Annotated in this window: 2 rRNA genes; both read left to right on the top strand. The window is 49.3% G+C overall.

The annotated features are described in order from the left end of the window. Positions 1-100 precede the first annotated feature (100 nt). A 23S ribosomal RNA gene (locus F5ESL0246_RS08085) occupies positions 101-3011 on the top strand. Between the two features lie 83 nt (positions 3012-3094). After that, positions 3095-3211, top strand: a 5S ribosomal RNA gene (gene rrf, locus F5ESL0246_RS08080). Positions 3212-3213 lie beyond the last annotated feature (2 nt).

The following is a 3213-nucleotide window of genomic DNA, read 5'->3' as shown; positions in this document are numbered from 1 at the left end:
GAGTTAGTACATTGAAAACTAAATATAATCCAAGAAAAAACCGAGAAACAATCAAAAGAGAACAGATTGCAAGAGCGACCGAGAGAGTATCTTAAAGTAAGGTCAAGAAAAGAAGGGCGCACGGTGAATGCCTAGGCACATGAAGGCGAAGAAGGACGTGACGAACCACGAAAGGCTTCGGGGAGCAGTAAGTAAGCAATGATCCGGAGATATCCGAATGGGGGAACCCAATGCAGCGATGCATTACTTATTAGTGAATAAATAGCTAATAAGGGCGAGACGCAGTGAACTGAAACATCTAAGTAGCTGCAGGAAGAGAAAGAAAAATCGATTTCCCAAGTAGCGGCGAGCGAAACGGAAAGAGCCCAAACCAAGCAATTTATTGTTTGGGGTTGAAGGACTGCAAAAAGTGAGTAAGGCGGATAGCAGAATTATCTGGGAAGGTAAGCCAAAGAGGGTGAGAGCCCCGTAAGCGAAATCCAAGAGACAGCTAGCAGGATCCTGAGTAGGTCGGAACACGAGGAATTCCGATTGAAGCAGCGAGGACCATCTCGCAAGGCTAAATACTAACATGTGACCGATAGTGAACCAGTACCGTGAGGGAAAGGTGAAAAGAACCCCGGGAGGGGAGTGAAAGAGAACCTGAAACCGTGTGCTTACAAGTAGTCAGAGCCCATTAAAGGGTGATGGCGTGCCTTTTGTAGAATGAACCGGCGAGTTACGTTAAATAGCGAGGTTAAGTCATGAAAGGACGGAGCCGCAGCGAAAGCGAGTCTGAAGAGGGCGAAAGAGTTATTTGATGTAGACCCGAAACCAAGTGACCTACCCATGACCAGGTTGAAGGTGCGGTAAAGCGCACTGGAGGACCGAACCCACGTAAGTTAAAAATTGCGGGGATGAGTTGTGGGTAGCGGTGAAATTCCAAACGAACTTGGAGATAGCTGGTTCTCTCCGAAATAGCTTTAGGGCTAGCCTGGTGCGAGGATGATAATGGAGGTAGAGCTCTGTTTGGACGAAGGGCCCGTCAGGGGTTACTGAATTCAGATAAACTGCGAATACCAGATATCAAAGCACTGGAGTCAGACTGCGAGTGATAAGATCCGTAGTCGAAAGGGAAACAGCCCAGATCACCAGTTAAGGTCCCAAAATCTATGCTAAGTGGAAAAGGATGTGGAGTTGCGTAGACAACTAGGATGTTGGCTCAGAAGCAGCCATCATTAAAAGAGTGCGTAATAGCTCACTAGTCGAGTGACGCTGCGCCGAAAATTTACCGGGGCTAAGCATAGTACCGAAACTGTGGATGCATTAGCAATAATGCGTGGTAGGAGAGCGTTCTAAATGCGGAGAAGTTTAATCGAGAGGATAAATGGAGCGTTTAGAAGTGAGAATGCCGGTATGAGTAGCGAAAGATAGGTGAGAATCCTATCCGCCGAAAGACTAAGGTTTCCTGGGGCAGGCTCGTCCGCCCAGGGTAAGTCGGGACCTAAGGCGAGGCCGAAAGGCGTAGTCGATGGACAACAGGTAGAAATTCCTGTACTGCGTTAGATCGTTAACAACGAAGGAGGGACGCAGGAGGCAAAGAACGCATGGGATTGGAAGACCATGTTCAAGCGTCAAGTGTAACAATGAGTCAAATGCTTATTGTAGAAAAGCATAAGGCGTGACGAGGAGCGAAATAAAAGTAGCGAAGGTTCGGAAGTCACACTGCCAAGAAAAGCTTCTAGTGAGAGCTAACGTACCCGTACCGCAAACCGACACAGGTAGTCGAGTGGAGAACACTAAGGTGAGCGAGAGAACTCTCGTTAAGGAACTCGGCAAAATAGCCCCGTAACTTCGGGAGAAGGGGTGCTGGTGTAAGAGCCAGCCGCAGTGAATAGGCCCAAACAACTGTTTATCAAAAACACAGGTCTCTGCAAAGTCGAAAGACGACGTATAGGGGCTGACACCTGCCCGGTGCTGGAAGGTTAAGGAGAGCTGTTAGCGCAAGCGAAGCAGCGAACTGAAGCCCCAGTAAACGGCGGCCGTAACTATAACGGTCCTAAGGTAGCGAAATTCCTTGTCGGGTAAGTTCCGACCTGCACGAAAGGTGTAATGATTTGGGCACTGTCTCAACGAGAGACTCGGTGAAATTATAATACCCGTGAAGATGCGGGTTACCCGCGACAGGACGGAAAGACCCCATGGAGCTTTACTGCAATTTGATATTGGGCAGCTGTTAAACATGTACAGGATAGGTAGGAGCCAGAGAAGATAGTACGCCAGTATTATCAGAGGCAATGTTGGGATACTACCCTTGTTTGATGGCTGCTCTAACCAGGGCCTCTAAGCGAGGCATGGGACAGTGTCAGATGGGCAGTTTGACTGGGGCGGTCGCCTCCTAAAGAGTAACGGAGGCGCCCAAAGGTTCCCTCAGAATGGTTGGAAATCATTCACAGAGTGTAAAGGTATAAGGGAGCTTGACTGCGAGAGAGACAACTCGAGCAGGGACGAAAGTCGGGCTTAGTGATCTGGTGGTACCGCATGGAAGGGCCATCACTCAACGGATAAAAGCTACCCTGGGGATAACAGGCTTATCTCCCCCAAGAGTTCACATCGACGGGGAGGTTTGGCACCTCGATGTCGGCTCGTCGCATCCTGGGGCTGAAGTAGGTCCCAAGGGTTGGGCTGTTCGCCCATTAAAGCGGCACGCGAGCTGGGTTCAGAACGTCGTGAGACAGTTCGGTCCCTATCCGTCGTGGGCGTTGGAAATTTGAGAGGAGCTGTCCTTAGTACGAGAGGACCGGGATGGACATACCGCTGGTGTACCAGTTGTCTTGCCAAAGGCATAGCTGGGTAGCTAAGTATGGCAGGGATAAGCGCTGAAAGCATCTAAGTGCGAAGCCCCCCTCAAGATGAGATTTCCCATACGAAAGTAGTAAGACACCTCAAAGACTAAGAGGTAGATAGGCTAGGAGTGGAAGAGCCGTGAGGTTTGGAGCGGACTAGTACTAATCAGTCGAGGACTTGACCAAAAGCGAAGGCAATTTGGGAAGAGAGTTAAAGGTTTAAGTAGTGGATTATATTTAGTTTTGAGTGTAAAAGCTCAAAGAGAAAGTACGGTGGCAAAAGCAAGAAGGAAACACCTGTAACCATGCCGAACACAGCAGTTAAGCTTCTTAACGCCGAGAGTAGTTGGTGGGAGACTGCCTGCGAGGGTAGGAAGCTGCCGTGCTT

Origin of the sequence: Lactobacillus sp. ESL0246 (assembly GCF_003692965.1) — a bacterium.
Taxonomy (GTDB): Bacteria; Bacillota; Bacilli; order Lactobacillales; family Lactobacillaceae; genus Lactobacillus.
This window is presented reverse-complemented; position numbering and strand designations above follow the sequence as displayed.